The organism is Aurantiacibacter zhengii (assembly GCF_003584125.1).
GTDB lineage: Bacteria > Pseudomonadota > Alphaproteobacteria > Sphingomonadales > Sphingomonadaceae > Alteraurantiacibacter > Alteraurantiacibacter zhengii.
In genome coordinates this window covers 703,786-725,611 of sequence record NZ_QXFL01000001.1, presented here as the reverse complement: position 1 = coordinate 725,611, position 21,826 = coordinate 703,786, and the positions used below count along the sequence as shown (strand labels likewise).

Genomic DNA, 21,826 nt, shown 5'->3' with positions numbered 1-21,826 from the left:
GGAAATCCGTTGCAGTCCGCATCGGCTGTGGCGGTCACGTCTGCCGCCACGATCGCGATCCCGTAGGAGGCCGCGCGGTCGACAGCGAAATCCTGTTGCTCCGTTTCGGTTTCGCACTCCAGACTGACCGACATGCACCGCGCTGTTGCGAAAGCCACCTCATCCAGCGTGTTCTTGGTCCACACGATCCGGCTGCCCTCGATCGTGCCGAATACCAGCGTCAGGAATGCCGGCGCGAGCAGGGCGAACTCGATGGTCGACACCCCTCGCGCGTCGTCGCGAAGTCTTCGTATGAAGCTCATTGCAGCCGCACCGTGGCTTGCTGCGTCACCGATGTGTCGGACAGCAGGCCAGCTGGCAAGACGACGGGATTGAACCCTTGGTCCGCTTCGATCGTCAGATAATAGCCGGCTGTCGATCCCCCGGTAACATCAGGACCGGTGCAGATGTTGCCGCAGGCGGCTGCGACATAGGTTCCATCGGTTTTCAGGCACGCGCACGTGCGGTTCAGGTTCGTGCAGCTGTTGGCCACGCCGTTGCAGGACATGGCAACCGTTATGGCCTGGTTATCGGCAATACTGCGGACATAATTCGGCAGAACACCGAAGTTGACGTTGTCCGCTTCCTCGAAGGACGCAACGGCAGATGCCGCAACGGCTTCGTTGACCTTGCCACGCTCGATGAAGAACATTCCGAAATCAAGCGCCACCATGACGATCATGAAGAACCCGGTGACCCAGAGGGCGAACTCCACAGTGGCCACGCCATCTTCGTTGCGCCGTATGGTCGAAAGAGAGAAACTGCGCATGGGATCTATCCTATCAGCCTGACTCTTGTGTTGTTGCCGCCACCACCGAGGTCTTCCATCATCGTGCAGGCAGAGCCGGTCGCGGCGCCACCGTTGACGCGGATCGTGTTGGCAATGAGAGTCATGCACTTCGTTGTGCTGGTGCTGTTGCCACCAGCCATTTTGACCTGCGCATTGGGCAGATGCAGTGTTCCGGCGAACGAACTCAGGCTTCCGCCCGTCCAGTTTGCATCGTCATCGTTCTCGGTCGTCAGCAGCAGTTCCGAAATGAAACCGCCGGCCTGCGTGTAGTTCGCTGCTTCGAGCTTCGTCTTTGCCCCGCCAGCAAGCTTGATCGTGCCTGCCAGAACGAAGGTGACATTGATGCCCGCCATGTCGAAACCGGAGACGCTCTCGCCTTCGAGAACGCTACCGTAAGTTTCGCCCGTCAACCCCGAGGTGTAGGGCCAGGTGGTGCCCCCGGTGCCGTTTTCGAAATCGCCGTTGATTGTGTAGCGGCCTGCACCGAAAAGCACGGAACCCGCGATCTTCATATCGCCGTTGATGTAATGATTTGGCGTTCGGCCAAAAGCAAGGCGGCTGCCGCCCGCTGTATCGATATCGCCATTGGCGCTGAATTGCCCGTCGCCCATGAAGAACCGCGCGCTGCCGCTGAGAAAGATGGCGCGATTGCCGTTCCCGGGGCCCACGATGATGTCACCATCGCCAATGGCCAGTTCGCTGTTTCCGCTGATGCGGATGCCGTCGGCAACAACGAAATCACCTGCACCAAGGCGCGCAGTGCCGCCGCCCCCGATATCGAGTCCGCCGAAATAGTGGTTGCCGTCTCCGACGAGGAGGTGCTGGCCACCGCCCAGGCTGACGTCCGCATTGATCAGCACATCGCCATCACCCTTGCGGTTGGTGCCCTGGAAGCGGACCTGGCCACTTCCGATCCAGAGCGCACCGTTGCCAAATGTGACGCCGTTCGAACCGCTGTCGAAGCCGCCGTTCACATAGACATCGCTGTCGCCGAAATTGACATTCGAACCACCGCCAATGGAAACGCCCTGGCGCACCCGGATGATCGAGCCGTTCTCGAACGTCACGTTGATTCCGCCTGCGACCTCGAACTTCCTGATATTGTAGACCCCGGCAGGGACGATGTAATTGCCGCTGGTCCCCTGCCGGTAAGCTGAAACCGCGCTGCTGGGGTTCCAGGTGAACTTCCAGTCACTGCCGTTGGGGGTCGACGGGTCGCTCAGCGCCGGCGGGCTGCTGAAATTGCCGAGCAGTGCCATCGCGGCAACGCGATCGGGATTATTCGCCCAAGGGTCTGAAAGAGGGGTCGCCTCGTTGATCCAATCCTTTGGCGGAGGGACGGCGTTGTTCCAGCCCGGCTTGTTGAAACTGCCTGCAAACCGCAGGGTTGCTGCGTCGAGTTCGCCGTGGTTCACGTAGATGTCACTGCTGCCAGAGATGATATCGGCGCCGCGGATCAGCTGGCCCTTGTTCTCGATCTCGCCAATCGCCGCGATCGAGCAGTTCGGTGCGTCGATCGAGGCGCCGCCGGTTACCGAAATGGCCGCCTTTCCACCGTCGAGAGCGAGGTAGCAGGGTGCCGCAAAACTGGTGCCGCCCGAAAGGCTTGCCATGGATTCTGCAGCCACGTCGAAGGAACCCGACAGTCCGAGAACGCTCGCAAGGGTGTAAGGCACCAGTTCGTTTACGGTGACGCGCACGGATTGGTCGCCGGCGTTGGGCAAATCGTTGACGAGCGTTGCGACAACAGTCGCACCGACCAGACCATTTGCAACCGCTACATCGCGAGCCGTTGGGGTCAGGATCGCGGCATCGCTGGTGTTCTGGAAAGCAATCGCCGCGGCCAGCGCGCCCAGGTCAGCAGCACGCTGGTTGATGATGCGCTGCTGGTATCCGCGGTTCAGGTCGACGGCCAGTCCGGCGGACCCGATAAGAACGGGAAGAGCTAGAGTGGCAAGCGTCGTGACGCCGCCCTGCGTACAAGCGATGAGCTTGCCGAGGAACTGTCTGATCTTGTTACTCGCGCGCATTCTGACGCCTTTTCCCGCATGATAGCTAATGCCTTTTCGCCTAACGGCCCTAATAAATCGTTATCGCCTCGAATAAATCGTTATCGCCTCGGGGGTTCGGCTTGTGTGGGAAGGACCTCTGCGAGGATGAGTGTTAAGAATTTCTTCGAATTCTATCGCTAGGCCAGTGCCGCCCCCAGTCAGAGCAGTCGCGGCAGGAGATAGATCGTGAAAAGCAAGCCAACGCTCTTGATTGCCTGCCTTGTCCTCGCAGGCGTAGCGTTCATCTTCGAAGACACCGAGGACACCAGTCGACTGGAAGCTGCAACGCAGGATGTTATTGCAAGCAAATCCGGAGCCGATGAGAATTTCGGGGGTTCCGGGGGCGTCGAGCCAACACCGCGGGCCGCGCTCGCACACTCCAGCGAGGTTCACGACAATGCCAGCGCAGCAGATGCCTCGTGGTATGATGTCGCTGATGCAGATGTCGAACCCGATGAGGCCGAAAGCGTTATCGCTGAAGAGGCCGATGCCGGGAATGAGCCGCTGATCGAGGACTATGATCCCGAGGTCCAAGCACCGGTTGGATCAACCTCAGCCACAACATTTGTTCCGGCACCCACAGTGCGTCGACCCTCGGGGTTCTAGAAGCGGAGCTCCACAGAAGCTTCGCGATGGGGCGGAAACCCGCAGAACTACGTGGGTTTGGGTTATTTGAACACCACTGTGTAGACGAGATGCATTACTAGCTGCGCCAATCGTCCGAACACCAGCTTTCGCAAGCAGCCATGTCGCTTGTAGCGCGCGCGCCATCCCGTAAAGATGCGAGGATGGGGAAGGGAAAGATGCGGCCGCTGGAAATTGCCATTGTCGGTTGCGGGATATCGGGACTGGCTGCGGCGCTGCTGCTGCACCGGCAGGGGCACCAGATCACGCTTTACGAACGCTTCGAGGCGCCGCGACCCGTGGGGTCCGGTCTCATGATCCAGCCTATAGGGCTTGCCGTGCTCGAAGCGCTGGGTCTGGCGGAGCGGGCGGTGCAGAAGGGTGCGCCGGTCGATAAGCTGCTCGGCTTGAACACCGAAGGCGAGCCGGTGCTCGAGGCCGAGTACCGCCACCTTACGATGCCGGGCGCGTTCGGACTTGGTATTCACCGCGCCAGCCTGTTCGGAATCCTCTACGAAGCCGTTGGGTCAGCAGGAATTGCGGTCGCTACCGGGCACGACGTGGAGGGGAGCGCGCCGGATGGCGATAAGCGCCGTCTTGCCTTTGCCGATGGCACCACTTCCCCGCCGCACGATCTTGTGATCGACGCGGCCGGTCTGGGATCGCAGCTGGTGCCCAAACCGCCGCATTACCTGCCCTATGGCGCGCTGTGGGCAACGATTGATTGGCCCGCGACGGGCCCGTTTCGTCCTCGCCTGCTGGAGCAGCGCTATGCGCGGGCGGAGCAGATGGTCGGCCTGCTGTCGGTTGGCGAGGGGCGCGCCGCTTTCTTCTGGTCGCTGAAGGGTGAGCGTTTCGAGCAATGGCAGGATCGCGGCCTGGCCGCATGGCGGGACGAGGTCTGTGCCCTGTGGCCCGAATGCAAGCACCTTGTGGGCCAGTTCACCGATCCGGCGCAGCTTACCTTTGCCCGTTATGCGCACCGCACCACGAAAGAGCCTGTGGGCGAACGGATCGTCCACATCGGTGACGCCTGGCACGCTGCCAGCCCGCAACTGGGGCAGGGCGCCAACATGGCGCTGCTCGATGCCTACGGGCTGGCGATGGCCCTGGGGCAATCGGACGATGTCGCAATCGCCCTTTCCCGGTTTCTGAGCCTGCGTGCGGGCCACGTGAAGCTATACCAGTGGCTTACCCGGTGGTTCACGCCGCCGTTCCAGTCCGATTCGCCTTGGCCTGCGATTTTCCGCGATCATTTCATGGCACCCGGTTCGCGTATCGCTCCCGGTCCGCGGCTGAAGGCCATTACACTGGCCGGGCTGGCAGGGGCACCGCTGCAGAAGCTGGGCCTGGCAGCGCCGGATTACGATTCGCTGTCCGCACTCTCTTCCGACAGCGCATCGAGCACCTGGGCGCGGGCTTCTTCGGTGCCCCAGTCGTAGGCCCCGATCACGCGCCACAATTCGTTACCCTCGGCATCGTAGAGTACGGTCAACGGCAGCACCGGACCGCCCCCGAAGGTGAAAGCCAGTTCGTTGTCGGGATCCAGCCACTGCGGCAGGTTGGGCAGGTCACGCTCTGCAAAGAATGGTTCCACCACGTCCGCCCCGCGCATGTCCTCGCTTACCGTGACCACGCGTACCTGGCCTTCCAGGTCGGCGGCGAGTTCATCGAGCAGCGGCATCTCCACAACGCACGGCGCGCACCAGGTCGCCCAAAGGTTCAGCAGTACCGGTTCGCCCACATCGGACAGCAGCAGTTCCTCGCCAGCAGGGTTGACCACGGTAACCTCGGGAATGGTTTCGCCGGCAAAGCTGGTGTCCATCGAGCCGGTCAGTTCGATAGTTTCGCTTGGGACGGCAACGTCCACGTTTTCTTGCGCCTCATCCTCCGCACCGTTATCGCACGCGCCAAGAGACAGGGCCGCACCGGCGGCAAGGCAGATCAGGAACGGGCGCGAATTGGCCAAGGATACATCCTCCAATGCAATGTGGGGCGGCAGGTTTGCCGAGGGCCCCTCTGCCATAATGCGCGAGATCAATGCGTCGATCCCGTTCGACAAGGCTTTGTGGCGTCAGGATATAGCCGCAAGCAAGGCGCATGTCGCCATGCTGGCCGCCTGCGACATCGTGACTGACGAGGATGCCGAGACGATTATCGGTGGTCTGGAGAAGGTCGCCGCCGAGTACGAGGCCGATGGCGTGCCCGAAGACTGGGACCTCGAAGACATCCACATGACCACGGAATCGCGCCTGGCCGAACTGATCGGCCCGGTTGCCGGGCGTCTGCATACGGCGCGCAGCCGGAATGACCAGGTGGCGACCGATTTCCGCCTGTGGGTGCGCGAGGCGATGGAGGAGGCGATCGCGGGGCTGGAGGCGCTGCAACGCGCGCTGGTGACCCGTGCGGGTGAACATGCCGATTCGATCATGCCCGGCTTCACCCACCTGCAAACAGCGCAGCCGGTGACACTGGGCCATCACCTGATGGCCTATTACGAGATGGCCGCGCGCGATGTCAGCCGCTTCAGCGATGCGCGAGAGCGCCTCAACCAGTGCCCCTTGGGCAGCGCGGCGCTGGCCGGCACCGGCTTCCCGATCGACCGCGAGATGACCGCGCAGGCGCTGGGCTTCGCGGGGCCGACGACCAACAGCCTCGATGCCGTATCGGACCGGGATTTCGCGCTCGATTATCTGACGGCGGCCAGCCAGTGCGCGCTGCACCTGTCGCGGCTGGCGGAAGAATTCGTGATCTGGGCCAGCCAGCCGTTCGGCTTCGTACGCATGCCCGATACGCTTTCCACCGGCTCCTCCATCATGCCGCAGAAGAAGAATCCCGATGCGGCAGAACTGGTGCGCGGCCATGCCGGGCGCATCGTCGGCTGCCAGACGGCGCTGATGGTGACGATGAAGGGCCTGCCGCTTGCCTATTCGAAGGACATGCAGGACGACAAGCCGCCGGTGTTCGAAGCCGCCAGCCTGCTGCGCCTTTCCATCGCCGCCATGGTCGGCATGGTGGCCGATGCGACTTTCCGAACCGACCGTATGCGCCAAGCTGCCGAACTGGGCTATGCCACGGCCACGGACCTGGCAGACTGGCTGGTGCGCGAGGCGGACATTCCTTTCCGGGAGGCGCACCACATCACCGGCGCTGCTGTGAAACTGGCAGAGAGCCAGGGCAAGGCGCTGGACGAACTGACCATGGACGAACTCACTAACATCGACAGCCGCATCGACGAACGCGTGTACAAGGCGCTTTCGGTCGAAGCATCGGTGGCTGCACGCAAGTCTCATGGTGGCACCGCGCCCGACGAGGTTCGCAAACGCGTGGCGCAGGCCCGCGAAGCACTGGGGATGAATTCATGAAGCGCTTTTTGTTGCTGCTGCCGGCACTCGCACTGGGCGCCTGCGCCCAGACTGCCGATCTCGAGCCGGCGGCGGGCGAAACCCTGCCGCCTGCGCCCTATGGGGCTGCAGAACCGCTCGATGCAGAGGAGTTGCTAGAGCTCGATCCGCAGGCTGCGCCCGAACGCAGTGTGGAATTGCGGCGGGAGAGCGAGGAGCGCGAGGACGATCCCTTCGACCTCCCGCCGGAACGTTGATTGGACTGAATTCAAGTGGACCATTTCCAGCTCAGGAACGGCGAACTCCATGCGGAGGATGTGCCGCTGTCGCGCATTGCAGAGGACGTAGGCACGCCTGTCTACGTCTATTCCCGCGCCACGCTTGAACGCCATGCGCGCGTTTTCCGTGAAGGGCTGGAGCCGGTCGTAAAGGCATCGGGAAGGGAACCGCTGGTTGCCTTTGCCGTGAAATCGAACCCCAATGTCGCGGTTCTCAAAGTGCTGGGCCGCCAGGGTTTTGGCGCAGATGTGGTTTCCGGCGGAGAACTGGTGCGCGCGCTGACCGCGGGCATTCCGGCGGACAAGATCGTCTTTTCCGGTGTCGGCAAGACACGGGGCGAATTGCAACTGGGGCTGGAGAAGGCCATCGGCCAGTTCAACATCGAGTCCTCCGAAGAGGGGCGGGAACTTGCCGAACTGGCCGCGGACCAGGGTCTGGAGGCGCAGGCCACCTTGCGCATCAACCCCGATGTCGATGCCAAGACGCACGAGAAGATTTCCACCGGCCGGGCCGAGAACAAGTTCGGCATTCCGCTGGTCCGCGCTCGGGAAGTGTTCGGTGATCTGGCGAGGCTGCCTGGCCTGAACCTGCGCGGCGTGGCGGTACATATCGGCAGCCAGTTGCTTGATCTGGAACCGCTGGAGACCGCCTTTGCCAAGGTTGGCAAGCTGGTGAAGGACCTGCGCGCCGATGGCCATGCAATCACGCATGTCGATCTGGGCGGCGGGCTGGGCGTGCCCTACAAGGCCAGCGAAAAACCGCCCAGCCCCGCAGACTACGGCGCGATGGTCGCGCGCGCCACGGAGGGATGGGATGTTCACCTGACATTCGAGCCTGGGCGCGTGATTGCTGGCAATGCGGGGGTCCTGCTCACCCGCGTGGTGCGCGTGAAGCGTGGCGGCAACGGCCCGCCGTTCGTCATTGTCGATGCGGCGATGAACGATCTCGCCCGACCGGCGATGTACGGTGCCTGGCACGATTTCGACGCAGTATCGCCCACGCGCAACAGGATGGTTGCCAACATCGTCGGCCCGATCTGCGAAACCGGCGACACCTTCGCCACCGATCGCGAGATCGAAGCGCTGCAATCCGGCGAACTGGCCGTGTTCCGCACCGCCGGCGCCTATGGCGCAACCATGGCCAGCAGCTATAACTCGCGCGGTTTCGTGCCCGAGGTGCTTGTGGACGGCGAACAGTTCGCCGTAGTGGCCGACCGCATTCCCGCCGACGCCATCATGGACGCGGAGCGCGTGCCGGACTTTCTGCTCGACTGATGCGCTCGCTGCCTCTCTTCCACCGCATTGCCGGACAGCCGGTGATCGTGCTGGGGGAAGGGGCCATGGCAGAGCCCAAGCGGCGACTGGTCGAGCGGGCCGGTGGCCGCGTTGTGGCCGATATGCAGGTAGGTATCGACGAGGGCGCGCGCCTCGCCTTCATCGCCCACGACGATGAAAAGATGTGCGAGGGCGATGCCATTCGCCTGCGCTGCGCCGGGCTGCTGGTGAACGTGGTCGATCGCCCGGACCTGTGCGATTTCACCACACCCAGCCTGCTGGAACGCGATCCGGTGCTGATCGCTGTCGGCACCAGCGGGGCCTCTGCCGGGCTGGCCAAGCAATTGCGCTTGCGGCTGGAAAGATTGCTTCCTGCCGATCTGGGCGCGTTGGCAGAGAAGCTTTCTGCCATGCGCGCCGCGATCAAGACGCGGTTTCCCGACATGGGCGAACGCCGCCGGGCGCTGGACGAGGCCCTGGGGGAGGGCGGTCCGCTCGACCCGCTTGTCTCTGGCGGGGAGGGGCGCGTGCAGGCGTGGCTCGATGGCGCGGCAGACCAAGGTGCCGATGCGGTCTTCACCTTCACCCTTGCCAGCGACGATCCGGAAGACCTGACCATCCGCCAAGCCCGGCTGCTGGGCAGCGCGGATGCGGTGATAGCCGACCGCGCCGTGCCTGCCGCGATAGTTGATCGCGCACGGGCGGACGCGCAGCGCCTCATCCTCCCCCATTCCGGGCCGTCGCCGCATGGCCTGGTGGTAATTCTCCACCGCGAGTAGAAAGTCAAAACCGCGTTACGACAATCATTTAACTTAAGTCGCGGCGTTTGCACCGCCACACGTTCCTGCAACGAAACAGCGCGGTGCCGTTTCGTTGCAGGAGATGACTTCTCATGAAACTTCCCAGGATCGATCTGGCCAGCCGGCGGCTGGCCGACAACCGCACCTTCCTGGCTTACATGACCGCGCGCACCGCGACGTTCACTCGCAATTGCCGCCCGAAGCCTGTCGGTCTCTATCAACATCATGCACGCTAACGGGGCGCAGGGGTTGCTCGACCAGTACCGCTTCGATGTCGAGAAGGACGAGATCGCAGGCGTGATCAGCCCCGGCGGCAACGAAACTTTCATGCGCGTGGCTGTGGGCCTGGGATGCGAGGAGGCACGTGACCTGGCGCATACCTTCGCGCGCACGCATCCCAGCGACAGGATGCGCCTGGTGGCGCTGGAAGCGCAGGCCGCAATTCTCGACCCGGTAGAGCGCGACCAACTGTGGCGGTGCGCGGAAGACAGCGGCAGCCGGTTGGTCGCCCGCGAGGCGACGCGCAGGAGAATGGTGCTGGAGCGGATTTAGGTCACTCGGTCGAGGCCTGATAGGAACAGGCGACCGCTATCGGGCCGACCGCGAAAGAAGCAGGGTGGCCGAAACGGGGTGGTTTCCCGAAAGTCGGCTTTCAGATGGCAAATCGACAAACCGGACAATCCACCAATTACGTAGGCTGAACCGGTAGGAGACTGTCGGTTTCGCGTTCTAGTTATTCCAAAGCTGACCCTGGGTGGCTGGCCTTTGTCTTCGGAGCGATCTATGGTGCCCCTCGCAAAATCAAGAAATTAGCAGTCAGGGAAGACATGCGCGGAAGCACTGCGACAAAGGCACTTAGCGCGATGTTGCTCGGCAGTCTTTTCTCAACGTCTGCATTCGCACAAGAGGAAGGCACTGACGAGGCCGACAACCAGATCGTTGTTTATGGCCGCGCCCTTGAAGTGATCGGTGTGGCCCAATCCGGATCGCAAGGCACGGTCGGCTATGCCGATTTCGAGGACGTGCCGATCTCTCGCACCGGAGAGCTGGTGGAGAACGTCCCCGGCGTGATCGCCACGCAGCATTCGGGCAGCGGCAAGGCCAACCAGTATTTCCTGCGCGGTTTCAATCTCGACCACGGCACGGATTTCGCGGGCTTCGTCGATGGTGCGCCGATCAACATGCGTACGCATGGACACGGCCAAGGATATCTCGATTTCAACTTTGTTATTCCGGAAACGCTGGAGCGCATCGACTATCGCAAGGGGCCGTATTTTGCCGATGTCGGCGATTTCACCGCAGCGGGTACGGTCGCTTTCACGACGGCTGACGCACTCGATCCCTTTGCCAAGGTGGAAGCGGGGGCATTCGGCTTCCTGCGCGGCGTCGCAGGTGGAAGCACACGCGTTGGCTCCGGTGACCTGCTGATCGCGGCCGAAACACAGTTCTACGACGGTCCGTGGGTGCTGGACGAGGATCTGGAGCGGTTCGCAGGCCTGATCAAATACAGCACGCAAGGGCATGACAGCAGCTTCTCGGTCCAGCTCAACGCTTACGATTCCAAATGGAACTCAACCGACCAGGTGCCGCAACGCGCCATCGACAATGGGCTGATTGACCGCTTCGGCAATATCGACCCCGATCTGGGCGGCAAGACGACCAGGCTGGGCGCGGTGGTGAACGGGACCATTGGATCGACCACCTATAACGCCTTTGCGACATTCTACGATTTTCGGCTGGTCTCCAATTTTACCTACTTCCTCGAAGACCCGGTGGACGGCGACCAGTTCGTGCAGGTTGACCGGCGCTGGGTTCTGGGCGGGTCGGTCGATCACCAATTCGACTTGGGAGCATTTGACCTCACGCTGGGTGCGGACCTGCGGCATGATGCCATTTCCAAGGTCGGCCTGTTCAACAGCGTGGGCGGTGTGGCCACTACGCCCATTCGGACTGACAGCGTCGATGAAACTGGCCTCGGTCTCTATGCCAATGGCGAAGTTACGCTCGCTCCTGGCCTGCGCGCGATCCTTGGTTTGCGCTATGACCATATCTCCTATGATGTTTCCGCCGATCTCGCGGCTAATTCCGGCGATGGTAATGACGGCATCCTCGCTCCCAAGGCATCGCTGGCATGGCAGGTGACCGACGCACTCGAGCTCTATGCCAATTATGGGCAGAGCTTCCATTCCAACGACGTGCGCGGTGCGGCCATTACCATTGATCCGGTAAGTGGCGATCCGGCAGACCGGGTGCCGGTCTTCGCGCGGGCCGAAGGCGCGGAAATCGGCGCGCGCGTGCAGCAAGGCAGTTTCCACGCGTCCCTTGTCGGGTTCTGGCTGAAGCTGGATTCCGAACTTGTCTTCGTGGGCGATGGCGGAGCGACCGAGGCCAATGACGGTTCGCGCCGTTATGGCGTGGAAGCAAACCTGTTCTGGCGTCCGACCGACTGGCTGCTGCTCGATGCCAGCTATGCCCGTACCGATGCCCGTTATGTCGGCCCACCCGCAGGGATGCGCGACATTCCTGGTGCCGTGCCGGAAGTCTTTGCAGGCGGTGTAACGGTCAAGCCGGTGACAGACCTCACTTTGACTGCCCAGCTACGCCATTTCGGCAGCGCTCCGCTGATCGAGGATGGCTCAGTCAAGTCGGATCCGACAACCTTGGTGAACCTCGGCGGATATTGGGACTTCGGTCCGCTAACCTTGGGCGCGGAGGTGTTCAACGTGTTCGACGCCAAAGATGCCGACATTACCTATTTCTACGAATCCCGTCTGGCGGGAGAGGCAGCAGGAATGGAGGACTTGCACATCCATCCGGTGGAGCCTCGCCAGTTGCGGGTCAGCGCTCGCTATCGGTTTTGAGCAACCAGAGTCATTCCTTCACTGGAGCGAAGCTTCATTTCCGATGATGAAAGTCGGCTTTCGGGATGACCAGCGTAGGTTCGCATGGCTTAGTTGAGGCGCACTGTCCTACATAACCTGATGCTTCTTAAATGTCCGGTTTTCGAACCGACGCGACCGCATTGCTACGTCCGCAACGGGGTCGGCAGCCGACTGCCCGGTTTCGGCGTGGGATTCTGCGTTACCGGCCGGGGTTGCAGCCGTTCGCTCGCTAGAGAATTCCGCCCGCCAGGCGGTCTATCGCGCCTTGCAGAATGATCGCCGCTGCGTGGCTGTCGATACGTTCGGCGCGTTTACGGCGGCTGGTATCGGTCGCGATCATGTCTCGCTCGGCTGCCGTGGTTGACCAGCGTTCGTCCCACAGCAGTACCGGCAAGCCAAGGGGGCTTTGCTCACCGGCCAGGTTGCGGGCGAAAGCGCGGCTGGCCTGGGCGCGCGGGCCGGCGCTGCCATCCATGTTCAGCGGCAGGCCGAGAACGATCCCGGCGACGGAGCGCGCCTTGCATATTTCTTCCAGCGCTGCTGCGTCGCGCGTGAACTTTCCCTTGGGCAGGGTCTTGCCCGCCGTCGCGAAACTCCATCCGGCATCGCAAATGGCCGTGCCGATGGTCTTGGTGCCAAGGTCCAGCCCCAGAAGCACGCCGCCCAGCGGCAGCGCATTGCGAAACTCGGCCGCGTCTTCGGTTACGAGGGTCGTGCTTGCTGCCATGCGCGCACCCGGTTGACCACATCCTGTTGCAGGTTCCGCCAGAACAGCGGGATATCGTAGACGTGGTAGTTGTTGCCCGGCAGCACGTACTGCCCCAGGTCGGGCGGATCGCCGATCAGCAGGATGCCGGTATCGGGATCGCAGCGGGCGGGCACGGCACCTGCGATCAGTTCTCCGTTTGCCAGATCGCCATCGGGCACCAGCGTACCCAGGTTGCGTTCCGCGTCGGCGCTGCCGTTTAGGCTGCCGGTGAGCGGGTTGACGCACACGATAGGCGTATCGGTGCGGCTTTGCCCGTCGATACCGGGTGTTTCGTTGTAGAGGCGCAGGTACTGGCCCGGCTCTGCAGGCTCGGCAAAGCTGGCCCAGCTGGCGACGCATCCGGCCTGCTGGGCAGTTGCACAGGCGGGCAGGCCCAGCGCTGGCAGATCGGTTTCGATCGAGATCGGCATGCCGACCGGGTAGGCGACGGCAACCCGCTCCATCAGCGGTGTGCCCTTCAGCCTCTCGGTCAGCAGGCGCACGACGTGATAGCCGCCCTGGCTGTGCCCTGCCAGCACGATGGGCGTGTCCTCCGGAACGGAATCGATGAAGAAGTCGAAGGCCTGCTCGATATCGGCATAGGCGGCATCCAGCGCGCGCCCGGCTTCGGGGGCATCGGTCAGGAACGCGCCGTAGGTCGCCTGGCGATAGCGCGGAACCCAGATTTCGCTGGCCCTGTTGAATGCGCTGGCCATGCCGCGCACCATAAGGCGGGCGCGGTTCTGCGAATCCTCATGATCCAGCGGGGCATTCCACGCATCGTTATCGAGGAAGCTGGTCGGGTGGATGAAGAACACGGCGAAGCGCGGCGTGTCCTGCGCGTCCTCGGGTTCTTCAGGCGCGGCGCGGGTTGAGAGCTCTTCACTGAAGGCCGGTTGCCAGCGGGCCGGATCGTTCACACCCTTGCCCGGACGGCTGAACCACATGGCCGGATCCTGGTAGGCGTTGTCCGCAAGGGCATCCTGCTCGGTAAATTCGACATCGGGCACGAGAGCCATCTGCGTCAGTTCGTCCGCGTACAGGCGCAGGACAAGCAGCACGGCAATCGCCAGCACGATCAGGAAGGCGACAATATAGAGGAACTTACGCAGGGTCGTTCTCCAGGGTAGTGGCATGGCCCGCGGTTTGCCGCGCATTTTCATCCAGCATGGTCTCGTCCTCCGCGTCCTTTGCCCGGGCGCGTTCTTCCAGCGCAACCTTGATCATGGCCAGCATCGGGTCAGCCAGCAACAGGCCGAGGATGCCGAACAGGATACCCATGATCAACTGCATGGCCAGCACCAGCGCCGGAGCGAGGTCCACCGTCTTGCGGGCGATCATCGGGATCACGAAATAGCCGTCGATGTTCTGGACGGCGAGATAGACGACGATGGTGTAGATGCCCATCTGGGCCCCACCCGAAAAGCCTACCAGCACCATCAGGCCGCCCGAAATCAGCGCGCCGACATTGGGGATGAAGGCCAGCAGCCCGGTAAGGATTGCCAGCAGCGCGGCCATGGGGATCTGGTCCCCCGTCACCAGTCCGTAGCCCAGCAGGGCGATGTAGGTGAAGCACCCTTCGAACACCATGCCCACAAGCCTGCCGAACAACAGGCGGCGCATGGTGTAGCCCATCTGGCTGGCGGTGTGATAGAACTGGCCGCGACGCGCCTTCGGCAGCATCCAGGCAACCCCGCGCTCGTAAAGGCGCGGTTCTGCGGCAACATAGATGCCGATGATGACGATCAGCACAAGCGTGGTCAGCCCGCCCAGCAATCCGCCCAGAGCGCGGGTGACGGTGCCGAACCCGCTGGCCGCCTGGCTGGCCATCGACTGCACGGTGTCCATGCTGATCTGGAAACCCTGTTCGCGCATCCAGCCAAAGAGCGAACGGGTCTGTTCTTCCAGGATGGAAGGAAATTCGGCGGCCTGCTGCGAAATCTGCGACCCGGCGAACATCGAGAGCCAGACGAGGAAGGCAACCGTTGCAAGCAGCACCAGTCCGATGCGCCAGCCGCGCGCGATCGGCAGCCAGCGGCCGATCAGCCGCGAACCGCCATCCACCAGCGTCGCGAAGACCATAGCGCCGAAGATCACCAGCAGGCTTTGCGAGATGTAAACGGCCAGCACGACCAGGCCGACCACCAGGGTCCAGGTCAGGGCGCGCCATGCCTCGAACCGCAGTTCCGGCGAGGAGATGCGCGTGGGGCTCGCCCCCATCTTGCCGTCGTCGTTGGGTCCGGCAGGATTGCCCATGACGTTCACTCTCCCCTTATTTCAGGGCGCAAACTGGTCCAGGCGCGCCCGCCGCGCAAGGCCTGGAACCAGCTTATCGGATTCCACGTGGCCTGCCCATCGAGCGAGAAGGTTATGAACTCGGCCCGACCGCCCACGTCTTCCAGAGGGACCGGGCCACCAAGACCGCTGGCGTACACCGGCGCGCGGCTGTCTGCCGAATGGTCGCGGTTATCCCCCATCAGGAACACGTGACCATCGGGCACGGTGATTTCTGCCATATCGTCAAGCGCCTGGTCCATGTGGTCGATGATGAGATAACTCGCGCCGTTGGGAAGCGTTTCCCGATAGGTAGGCGGCTCGTAGACCTGCGTGCCGTCCTCCAGCGTGACGAGGTAGGGCGCGAAAACCGAAAGGCATTCGGTGCCGTAGCTACAGATATCGTCGTTCTCGGCAGGCAAACGCACCGGCGGCTCCACCTCCTGCACGATGGGTTCGCCATTGAGGATGATCTGCCCGTCCACCAGCGCGATGGTATCTCCCGGCAGGGCGACCACACGCTTGATGTAATCCTCTGCCTTGTGTGGCGGCACGGCGATCACGATGTCGCCGTATTCCGGAGTGCCGGGCGCAATGCGCCAGTCGGCGCGCGGGGCGAGGTGGAAGCTGGTGGAGACCCACGACCAGCCATAGGGGTACTTGGACACCACCAGCCGGTCCCCCACCAGCAGGTTTGGGACCATGCTGGCGCTGGGAATGTAGAACGGCTTTGCCACGAAGGTATGGAAGGCCAGCACGGCGAGCAGCATCAGGCCAAGGCCGCGCAGTTCCGCGAACCAGTCGATCGGCTTCTTCGGTTTTTTATCGCTCATGGCGGTGGGGATCAGGCTTTCGGATGGGCTTCGATGATCACGAAGGCCTGTGCCCATGGATGATCGTCAGTAAGAGTAAGATGAATGGAAACGGTATGGCCCGGCGGCGTCATTTCTTCCAGCCGAGCCTTCGCACCGCCGGTTAATGCCAGGGTTGGCGCACCGGACGGGGCGTTCACCACGCCGATATCCTTCATGTAGACACCGCGCTTGAACCCCGTGCCCACTGCCTTGCTGAACGCCTCCTTCGCCGCGAACCGCTTGGCATAGGTGCCTGCTTGCGTGTGCGGACGCCGCGCGGCCTTTGCGTTCTCCACGTCGGTAAAGCTGCGCTGCTTGAACCGCTCACCCCAGCGATCGAGGGAGTTCTGGATGCGCTCGATATTGCACAGGTCGGATCCGAGACCGATGATCATCGTGCCCACCTCATCGAGCATCATCCATCAGTTCGCGCATTTTCAGCACGGCAGGTTCCAGACCGCAGAAGATCGCCTCTCCGATCAGGTAGTGCCCGATATTGAGCTCGGCCAGGTGCGGGATGGCGGCAATCGGCTGCACGTTCTCGTAGGTGAGACCGTGCCCGGCGTGCGGCTCGATCCCGTTCTTGGCCGCCAGCGCGGCCATGTCGGCAACGCGCTTCAGCTCTTTTTCCAGCCGTGCAGAGTCGCCATCCAGCCTGGCGTGGGCATATTCGCCGGTATGGAATTCCACCACCGGCACACCAAGCTGCAGCGCGGCATCAAGCTGGCGTTCCGAAGCCTCGATGAACAGCGATACGCGGATGCCAGCGTCCAGCAGGCGCCCCACGATGGGCGCGATGTGATTGTGCAGGCCAGCAGCGTCGAGCCCGCCTTCCGTAGTGCGCTCCTCGCGCTTTTCCGGGACGATGCAGGCGGCATGCGGCTTGTGCGCAAGGGCGATAGCCAGCATTTCGTCGGTCGCGGCCATTTCCAGGTTCAGCGGCAGGTCGGTCGCGTCCTGGATCCGCCGCAAATCCTCGTCACGGATGTGGCGGCGATCCTCGCGCAGGTGCGCGGTAATCCCGTCACCGCCGCACCGCGCAACGATTTCTGCCGCGCGCACGGGATCGGGATGGTCGCCACCACGCGCGTTGCGGATGGTGGCAACGTGATCGATGTTCACGCCTAGGCGAAGAATATGGGTCATGCTGGCAGCGCCTCTAGTCGAACCTGCCACGCAATTCTAGCTGCAGGCCAATTCAGCCAGGGCATCGTGCATGGCGCCGCTGCCGGTCCAGATTTCCCCGAAGTCGAAATCCGCCTGGTCGGTCGCGAGCGCGATGGCCATGCCGCGATCGGGCAGCATGATGTTGCGCACCTGGTACCGGCCAATGGCCCCACGCCGCTCGACAATGCGCAAAGGCGCGTCACAGCTTGCCAGCGTAGCCTCGAACACCCATTGACCCAGGGCCATGGAACCCGATGACGGATCGCTGCGCCAGAGACGGGCCAGGGCATCCTCGCCCAGCAGCCGTCCGGTCATTAGCGCGCGGTCGAAAGCCAGGATGTCGTCCAGTGGCCCCACCAGCGCGCCCGCGGCTCCGTAGCCCGCGATACGGCCCGCGTCGTCTTCGCTGCGCGAGGCGAAATCGCGCTCGCTGTCGGACGTAAGGAAGCTGGTGTTGATCCAACCCGATTCGAGCCCGATCCCCTGCGCCAGCAGCAGGTCCAAGCTGCTGTCCGTCGATTCTTCAAGCACCGCGCCCAGCACGATGTAGTCGCAGTTGTTGTAGGCCCAGCCGCCATCCGCCGGGGCTTCACCCTGCCGGGTGCAATAGGCGAGGGCATCGCTTTCGTCGGAGTAGAATGCGGGAAAGCCGCTCTCATCGGGGGCCGTATCGTCGGGGTTAGGCAAATCGCTGCGATGGCGCAGCAGGTTTTCCACCGTCAGCCCGCGGCCGCGCAGGGCAGGGATCCAGTGGCCGACGTCGCTACCCAGCGAGATCCGGCCATCTTCCACCTCGCGCATCACCAGAACGGCAATCACCTGCTTCGTGACGGACGCCCACGGCCAGCCTTCGATCGTGCGTGTCGCGGCCCCGTCTGGCTCGGTAGCGCCGTAATAGATGGTGTCGGACTTTCCCGGACGCATGAACGCGGCATCGCCGGTAAAGCCATTGTCGACCAGTGTGGCATAGGCGCGCAGATCGGCGCCCTGCTCGTCAAAGGAGGAGCCGCCCGTCGACGCGCAGCCCGCCGTGATGGCGCAGGCGAGCGATGCGGCAGCAAGGCGCGCAGCAATGCTCACTTGCGACTGCCCGGCTTTGTCACCGGAATGGCGGCCAGTTCGGCAGGCAATTCGTCCTCGGCATAGGTGGGGAAGTCTATGTCGATAAGTGGGAAGAACGGGACTCCCAGATCGACAGAGCCGCTGGAGCGGTCGACCAGCGCCACCTCTGCCAGCACTTCGCCGCCCTCGCGGGCAACGGCGGCAATTGCCTCGCGGCTGGAAAGGCCGGTGGTCACCACGTCCTCCACCATCAGCACTTTCGCACCGGGCTTCAGCGCGAAGCCGCGGCGCAGGTGGAACTCGCCATCCGGGCGTTCGAGGAACATCGCATCGAGATTGAGCGCACGGCCCATCTCATGCCCGATGATGATGCCGCCCATCGCAGGGGAGACCACGGCATCGAGCGAATCGAGGATCTCGCCTGGCAGCTTTTCACCCAGTGCTTCGGCCAGCCGGGCTGCGCGATGGGGGTTCATCAACACGCGGGCGCATTGCAGGTAGTGTCCGCTGTGACGACCGCTGGACAGCTTGAAATGCCCTTCGAGCAGGGCACCGCTGGCGCGGAATTCATCGAGGACCTCGTCCTGTGTCATGGTGCTGGCCAGTCCTTTCGCTTCGGCAATCGCAAGTAATCGGGCACCCTTGGACCAAGGTCCGGATAGGCGTCTGGGAAAAAAGTCCCTAGTTGCGCTTGAGGCATGGGGCAAGCGCGCGTATAGGCGCGGCGTTGGCGGCCCCTGTCGGGGTCTGGGGGCATTCGTGCCCGGGACGAAAAATGGAAAGCATTGAAACCATGAATTTCGGCGCATTCGCCCGCAAGAAACTAAATTTCCTCGCACTTTTCGTGCTGGCAGCCCTTTCCCTGGGTGCCTTGCCCTACGGTGCGATGGCGCAGGAAGGCGCTGCTGACCCCGATGCCGTTGCGGTCGAGGAATCGGCTGCCGAGGCTCCGGCTTTCGACTATTACGGTCCCGAAATGATCAAGGGACAGCCCGTTGGCGCGGAAGAAGATTTTGTCGAATCGATGACCTTCCAGCCGCAGTTCACCGACAACGGCGACTATGCGCTGTGGATGCACGATGCGATCCTGATGCCGATCATCACCGTGATCAGCCTGTTCGTGCTGGGACTGCTGCTGTGGGTCGTGGTGCGCTATAACAAGCGGAGCAACAAGGTTGCCTCGCGCACCAGCCACAACACCCTTATCGAAGTGATCTGGACGGTAATCCCGGTTCTGATCCTGGTAGTCATCGCGGTGCCGTCGATCACGCTGCTGGCGCGCCAGTACCAGTCACCGCCGGAAGACGCGCTTACCATCAAGGCCAATGGCTACCAGTGGTACTGGGGTTACGAATACGTCGACAACGGCGGGTTCGAGGTGGTGTCCAACATGCTGAGCGAGGAAGCAGCGCTGGATGCTGGCGAGCCTCACCAGCTGGCCGTGGACAACCGCATGGTCGTGCCTGTCGGCGTGCCGATCCGCATCCAGACGTTCGGCGCGGACGTGATCCACTCGTTCGGCATTCCCTCGCTGTGGTTCAAGCTGGACGCCGTTCCGGGCCGCATCAACGAGAAGATGCTGACGATCACCGAGCCGGGCATCTATTACGGCCAGTGCATGGAGCTGTGCGGTGCCCGTCACGGGTACATGCCGATCGCCATCGAGGCGCGCCCGCTGGATGAATTCAACGCATGGGTGCAGAGCCAGCCGGGCGGCATGACGCGCGCGCAGATCGAGGCGCAAAACGCCGCGCCTGCTGTGCAGGATGCCGAATCCGCAGAGGATGCCGCCGAAGCCGGTGACACCGAAGCTGTCGAGGAAGCCGAAGCGGCCGAAGCTGCCGCCGAAGCAGCCTGATTGATTTAACTGACGATTATAGCAGACAAGGTTCCATAAAAATGGCCACCACCGCTGAAGGTTTCGACGCCCACCACGAAGACCACGCGCATGATCATGCCGATCACAAGCCGGGGTTCTTCGCTCGCTGGTTCATGTCGACCAACCACAAGGACATCGGCACGCTCTACCTGATCTTCGCGATTATCGCGGGTATCGTGGGTGGCGCGATCTCAGGTGCAATGCGCGTCGAGCTGGCGCAGCCCGGCCTGCAGTACCTCGGTACCTTCGTGGACATGCTGGGCGGCGATGGCACCAGCTTCGACCAGCAGGGCCATATGTGGAACGTGCTGATCACTGCGCACGGCCTGATCATGGTGTTCTTCATGGTCATGCCCGCCATGATCGGCGGTTTCGGCAACTGGTTCGTGCCGCTGATGATCGGCGCGCCGGACATGGCCTTCCCGCGCATGAACAACATCTCGTTCTGGTTGACCGTGGCTGGCTTCTGCTCGCTGCTGTTCTCGATGTTCGTGCCCGGCGGCACGGGCATGGGTGCCGGCGTTGGCTGGACGGTCTATGCGCCGCTCTCCACCTCGGGCTCGGTCGGTCCGGCGGTCGACTTCGCGATCTTTGCACTGCACCTTGCCGGTGCGGGCTCGATCCTTGGTGCCACCAACTTCATCACCACCATCTTCAACATGCGCGCGCCGGGCATGACCCTGCACAAAATGCCGCTGTTCGTGTGGTCGGTGCTGGTCACCGCATTCCTGCTGCTGCTGGCGCTGCCGGTGCTGGCTGCTGCCATCACCATGCTGCTGACGGACCGTAACTTCGGCACCACCTTCTTCGATCCTGCGGGCGGCGGCGATCCGGTGCTCTACCAGCACCTGTTCTGGTTCTTCGGCCACCCCGAAGTCTACATCATGATCCTGCCGGGCTTCGGCATGATCTCGCAGATCGTCGCGACCTTCTCCAAGAAGCCGGTATTCGGTTATCTCGGCATGGCCTACGCCATGGTTGCCATCGGTGTGGTCGGCTTCATCGTCTGGGCGCACCACATGTACACCGTGGGCCTCGACGTGAACACGAAGATGTACTTCACCGCGGCAACCATGGTCATCGCGGTTCCCACCGGCATCAAGATATTCAGCTGGATCGCCACGATGTGGGGCGGCTCGATCGAGTTCAAGTCGCCGATGGTCTGGGCCATGGGCTTCATCTTCCTGTTCACCGTTGGCGGCGTGACCGGCGTCGTGCTGGCCAATGGCGGCATCGACGACAACCTGCACGACACCTATTACGTGGTGGCGCACTTTCACTACGTGCTGTCGCTGGGTGCGGTTACCTCCATGTTCGCGGGCTGGTACTACTGGTTCCCGAAGATGTTCGGCCGTTGGCATTCCGAATTCTTGGCACACCTGCACTTCTGGGTGTTCTTCGTCGGCGTGAACGTGATCTTCTTCCCGATGCACTTCCTGGGTCTCCAGGGCATGGCGCGTCGCTATCCGGATTACACCCCTGCCTTCGCCTACTGGAACGAGATCGCCACCATCGGCTACATGATCATGGCCGTGTCGATCGTGATCTTCTTCGTGAACATCCTGTACGCGATCTTCTTCGGCAAGAAGCCGGAAGCCAACTACTGGGGCGAAGGCGCGACGACGCTGGAATGGAGCCTTTCCAGCCCGCCGCCGTTCCACCAGTTCGAAACGCTGCCGGTAATCGAGGAGCACCACTCGGCTGACGATCATATCAGCCCGAAACCGGCGAACGCCTGATCGGCGGCCCTCGCCTGAAT

Annotated in this window: 23 protein-coding genes; 11 read left to right on the top strand and 12 right to left on the bottom strand. The window is 62.7% G+C overall.

Going from position 1 to position 21,826, the window contains the following annotated elements; genetic code table 11:
• From D2V07_RS03665 to D2V07_RS03655, 3 genes are all read right to left on the bottom strand, one after another.
• Nucleotides 1-302: TadE/TadG family type IV pilus assembly protein (locus D2V07_RS03665; RefSeq protein WP_147366897.1), on the bottom strand; the 302-nt coding region annotated here is incomplete at its 3' end.
• Nucleotides 299-808 carry a TadE/TadG family type IV pilus assembly protein gene (locus tag D2V07_RS03660; RefSeq protein WP_119584765.1) on the bottom strand — a complete coding sequence of 170 codons (510 nt, stop codon included), beginning with the start codon at nt 806-808 and terminating at the stop codon, nt 299-301. The genes D2V07_RS03660 and D2V07_RS03665, both read right to left, overlap by 4 nt.
• A gap of 5 nt (nt 809-813) precedes the next feature.
• On the bottom strand, nt 814-2,859 hold the full coding sequence (locus D2V07_RS03655; protein WP_119584763.1) for a pilus assembly protein TadG-related protein: 2,046 nt from the start codon (nt 2,857-2,859) through the stop codon (nt 814-816).
• Nucleotides 2,860-3,066: 207 nt separating this feature from the next.
• On the opposite strand from D2V07_RS03655, the gene D2V07_RS03650 reads away from it, so the two are divergent.
• Nucleotides 3,067-3,486 carry a hypothetical protein gene (locus D2V07_RS03650; RefSeq protein ID WP_147366896.1) on the top strand — a complete coding sequence of 140 codons (420 nt, stop codon included), beginning with the start codon at nt 3,067-3,069 and terminating at the stop codon, nt 3,484-3,486.
• A gap of 182 nt (nt 3,487-3,668) precedes the next feature.
• On the top strand, nt 3,669-4,946 hold the full coding sequence (locus D2V07_RS03645; protein WP_233548227.1) for an FAD-dependent oxidoreductase: 1,278 nt from the start codon (nt 3,669-3,671) through the stop codon (nt 4,944-4,946).
• On the opposite strand, the gene D2V07_RS03640 is transcribed toward D2V07_RS03645, so the two are convergent.
• Nucleotides 4,868-5,473 (bottom strand): TlpA family protein disulfide reductase, encoded by a 606-nt coding sequence (locus D2V07_RS03640; RefSeq protein WP_233548226.1) that lies wholly within the window; start codon nt 5,471-5,473, stop codon nt 4,868-4,870. The two genes, D2V07_RS03645 and D2V07_RS03640, sit on opposite strands and share 79 nt — an antisense overlap.
• A gap of 19 nt (nt 5,474-5,492) precedes the next feature.
• On the opposite strand from D2V07_RS03640, the gene argH reads away from it, so the two are divergent.
• The 7 genes from argH to D2V07_RS03610 all read left to right on the top strand — a co-directional run bounded on the left by argH (nt 5,493) and on the right by D2V07_RS03610 (nt 12,062).
• Nucleotides 5,493-6,869, top strand: a complete 1,377-nt coding sequence (gene argH, locus D2V07_RS03635) for an argininosuccinate lyase (protein WP_119584759.1) — start codon at nt 5,493-5,495, stop codon at nt 6,867-6,869.
• Nucleotides 6,866-7,105, top strand: coding sequence for a hypothetical protein (locus D2V07_RS03630; protein ID WP_119584757.1), 240 nt, complete (start codon nt 6,866-6,868; stop codon nt 7,103-7,105). Before argH ends, D2V07_RS03630 begins: the two co-directional genes overlap by 4 nt.
• A gap of 15 nt (nt 7,106-7,120) precedes the next feature.
• Nucleotides 7,121-8,401 carry a diaminopimelate decarboxylase gene (gene lysA, locus D2V07_RS03625; protein ID WP_119584754.1) on the top strand — a complete coding sequence of 427 codons (1,281 nt, stop codon included), beginning with the start codon at nt 7,121-7,123 and terminating at the stop codon, nt 8,399-8,401.
• Entirely contained in the window at nt 8,401-9,180 is a 780-nt protein-coding gene (locus tag D2V07_RS03620; RefSeq protein WP_119584752.1) for a precorrin-2 dehydrogenase/sirohydrochlorin ferrochelatase family protein, read from the top strand. Before lysA ends, D2V07_RS03620 begins: the two co-directional genes overlap by 1 nt.
• A 113-nt stretch (nt 9,181-9,293) precedes the next feature.
• Nucleotides 9,294-9,437 (top strand): hypothetical protein, encoded by a 144-nt coding sequence (locus tag D2V07_RS18510; RefSeq protein WP_158586759.1) that lies wholly within the window; start codon nt 9,294-9,296, stop codon nt 9,435-9,437.
• The gene (locus D2V07_RS03615) at nt 9,427-9,753 is read left to right on the top strand and encodes a hypothetical protein (RefSeq protein WP_119584750.1); all 327 of its coding nucleotides are present in this window, start codon (nt 9,427-9,429) and stop codon (nt 9,751-9,753) included. Before D2V07_RS18510 ends, D2V07_RS03615 begins: the two co-directional genes overlap by 11 nt.
• Before the next feature lie 275 nt (nt 9,754-10,028).
• Nucleotides 10,029-12,062, top strand: a complete 2,034-nt coding sequence (locus D2V07_RS03610; RefSeq protein ID WP_119584748.1) for a TonB-dependent receptor — start codon at nt 10,029-10,031, stop codon at nt 12,060-12,062.
• Nucleotides 12,063-12,312: 250 nt separating this feature from the next.
• Here the strand turns inward: D2V07_RS03610 and ruvX are convergent, their stop codons facing one another.
• The 8 genes from ruvX to pyrE are packed head-to-tail and all read right to left on the bottom strand — an operon-like array spanning nt 12,313 to nt 18,781.
• On the bottom strand, nt 12,313-12,810 hold the full coding sequence (gene ruvX, locus D2V07_RS03605) for a Holliday junction resolvase RuvX (RefSeq protein ID WP_119584746.1): 498 nt from the start codon (nt 12,808-12,810) through the stop codon (nt 12,313-12,315).
• Complete coding sequence (locus D2V07_RS03600; RefSeq protein ID WP_233548225.1) at nt 12,786-13,988, bottom strand: DUF3089 domain-containing protein; 1,203 nt, start codon at nt 13,986-13,988, stop codon at nt 12,786-12,788. The genes ruvX and D2V07_RS03600 overlap by 25 nt, the downstream gene beginning before the upstream one ends.
• A complete protein-coding gene (locus D2V07_RS03595) occupies nt 13,936-15,087 on the bottom strand; it encodes an AI-2E family transporter (protein ID WP_119584744.1) in 1,152 nt (383 codons plus the stop codon). Before D2V07_RS03595 ends, D2V07_RS03600 begins: the two co-directional genes overlap by 53 nt.
• Before the next feature lie 5 nt (nt 15,088-15,092).
• Nucleotides 15,093-15,938 carry a signal peptidase I gene (gene lepB, locus D2V07_RS03590; RefSeq protein WP_199698715.1) on the bottom strand — a complete coding sequence of 282 codons (846 nt, stop codon included), beginning with the start codon at nt 15,936-15,938 and terminating at the stop codon, nt 15,093-15,095.
• An 11-nt stretch (nt 15,939-15,949) separates the two neighbouring features.
• On the bottom strand, nt 15,950-16,354 hold the full coding sequence (gene acpS / locus D2V07_RS03585; RefSeq protein WP_119584905.1) for a holo-ACP synthase: 405 nt from the start codon (nt 16,352-16,354) through the stop codon (nt 15,950-15,952).
• Nucleotides 16,355-16,364: 10 nt separating this feature from the next.
• Complete coding sequence (locus tag D2V07_RS03580) at nt 16,365-17,105, bottom strand: pyridoxine 5'-phosphate synthase (protein ID WP_119584740.1); 741 nt, start codon at nt 17,103-17,105, stop codon at nt 16,365-16,367.
• 36 nt (nt 17,106-17,141) lie between these two features.
• On the bottom strand, nt 17,142-18,206 hold the full coding sequence (locus D2V07_RS03575) for a serine hydrolase domain-containing protein (protein ID WP_119584738.1): 1,065 nt from the start codon (nt 18,204-18,206) through the stop codon (nt 17,142-17,144).
• Nucleotides 18,203-18,781, bottom strand: coding sequence for an orotate phosphoribosyltransferase (pyrE, locus tag D2V07_RS03570; RefSeq protein WP_119584736.1), 579 nt, complete (start codon nt 18,779-18,781; stop codon nt 18,203-18,205). The genes D2V07_RS03575 and pyrE overlap by 4 nt, the downstream gene beginning before the upstream one ends.
• 182 nt (nt 18,782-18,963) lie before the next feature.
• On the opposite strand from pyrE, the gene coxB reads away from it, so the two are divergent.
• Together coxB and ctaD are read left to right on the top strand one after the other, a co-directional pair.
• A complete protein-coding gene (gene coxB, locus D2V07_RS03565; protein ID WP_233548224.1) occupies nt 18,964-20,046 on the top strand; it encodes a cytochrome c oxidase subunit II in 1,083 nt (360 codons plus the stop codon).
• Between the two features lie 41 nt (nt 20,047-20,087).
• The gene (ctaD, locus tag D2V07_RS03560; protein ID WP_119584734.1) at nt 20,088-21,806 is read left to right on the top strand and encodes a cytochrome c oxidase subunit I; all 1,719 of its coding nucleotides are present in this window, start codon (nt 20,088-20,090) and stop codon (nt 21,804-21,806) included.
• Nucleotides 21,807-21,826: the final 20 nt, after the last annotated feature.

Bases quoted from the DNA above. Each gene is read 5' to 3' on its own strand.
- D2V07_RS03660 (WP_119584765.1), bottom strand. From the start codon at position 808: ATGCGCAGTTTCTCTCTTTCGACCATACGGCGCAACGAAGATGGCGTG.
- D2V07_RS03655 (WP_119584763.1), bottom strand. From the start codon at position 2,859: ATGCGCGCGAGTAACAAGATCAGACAGTTCCTCGGCAAGCTCATCGCT.
- D2V07_RS03645 (WP_233548227.1), top strand. From the start codon at position 3,669: ATGGGGAAGGGAAAGATGCGGCCGCTGGAAATTGCCATTGTCGGTTGC.
- argH (WP_119584759.1), top strand. From the start codon at position 5,493: ATGTGGGGCGGCAGGTTTGCCGAGGGCCCCTCTGCCATAATGCGCGAG.
- D2V07_RS03630 (WP_119584757.1), top strand. From the start codon at position 6,866: ATGAAGCGCTTTTTGTTGCTGCTGCCGGCACTCGCACTGGGCGCCTGC.
- D2V07_RS03620 (WP_119584752.1), top strand. From the start codon at position 8,401: ATGCGCTCGCTGCCTCTCTTCCACCGCATTGCCGGACAGCCGGTGATC.
- D2V07_RS18510 (WP_158586759.1), top strand. From the start codon at position 9,294: ATGAAACTTCCCAGGATCGATCTGGCCAGCCGGCGGCTGGCCGACAAC.
- D2V07_RS03615 (WP_119584750.1), top strand. From the start codon at position 9,427: ATGCACGCTAACGGGGCGCAGGGGTTGCTCGACCAGTACCGCTTCGAT.
- D2V07_RS03610 (WP_119584748.1), top strand. From the start codon at position 10,029: ATGCGCGGAAGCACTGCGACAAAGGCACTTAGCGCGATGTTGCTCGGC.
- ruvX (WP_119584746.1), bottom strand. From the start codon at position 12,810: ATGGCAGCAAGCACGACCCTCGTAACCGAAGACGCGGCCGAGTTTCGC.
- D2V07_RS03600 (WP_233548225.1), bottom strand. From the start codon at position 13,988: ATGCGCGGCAAACCGCGGGCCATGCCACTACCCTGGAGAACGACCCTG.
- D2V07_RS03595 (WP_119584744.1), bottom strand. From the start codon at position 15,087: ATGGGCAATCCTGCCGGACCCAACGACGACGGCAAGATGGGGGCGAGC.
- lepB (WP_199698715.1), bottom strand. From the start codon at position 15,938: ATGAGCGATAAAAAACCGAAGAAGCCGATCGACTGGTTCGCGGAACTG.
- acpS (WP_119584905.1), bottom strand. From the start codon at position 16,354: ATGATCATCGGTCTCGGATCCGACCTGTGCAATATCGAGCGCATCCAG.
- D2V07_RS03580 (WP_119584740.1), bottom strand. From the start codon at position 17,105: ATGACCCATATTCTTCGCCTAGGCGTGAACATCGATCACGTTGCCACC.
- pyrE (WP_119584736.1), bottom strand. From the start codon at position 18,781: ATGACACAGGACGAGGTCCTCGATGAATTCCGCGCCAGCGGTGCCCTG.
- coxB (WP_233548224.1), top strand. From the start codon at position 18,964: ATGGAAAGCATTGAAACCATGAATTTCGGCGCATTCGCCCGCAAGAAA.
- ctaD (WP_119584734.1), top strand. From the start codon at position 20,088: ATGGCCACCACCGCTGAAGGTTTCGACGCCCACCACGAAGACCACGCG.